The 393-nt window shown below is 68.2% G+C and carries 1 protein-coding gene; it reads right to left on the bottom strand.

Annotation, left to right across the window (positions count from 1 at the left end; translation table 11 throughout):
* On the bottom strand, positions 1-393 hold a 393-nt coding region (locus EAD96_RS00135), incomplete at both ends, for a PASTA domain-containing protein (protein WP_121682855.1).

Genomic DNA, 393 nt, shown 5'->3' with positions numbered 1-393 from the left:
CTTCCCTGCCTGATCCGGTGCCACCTCGTCGCCGTCTAGCACCCGCACCTCGTAACCGGCGTCCTTCAGCGTCCTGACCGCCTGGTCCTTCGGGAAGCCGACGACGTTCGGCACCTCGGCTACGTTGCCCCGAGAGACCTTCACCTTGACGGTGCTGCCCTCGGGGACCTTGGTACCCGCCTTGGGTTCGACGTCGATGACCGTGTCCTTCGCCTCACCGCTGTCGACGTACTGCTCATCGACGGTGAGGTTCAGGGCCGCCAGCTGCTGCTTGACGTTGTCGAGCCGGTTGCCCACCACGGGCGGAATGGCGACCTGCTGCGGGCCGCCGCACAGCTGGTAGGTCACCTGGCGGTTCTGTTCCAGCGGCGTGCCGGCGGCCGGGCGGCTGCG

Source organism: Micromonospora sp. BL1 (assembly GCF_003667485.1).
Lineage (GTDB): Bacteria > Actinomycetota > Actinomycetes > Mycobacteriales > Micromonosporaceae > Micromonospora > Micromonospora tulbaghiae.
This window is presented reverse-complemented; position numbering and strand designations above follow the sequence as displayed.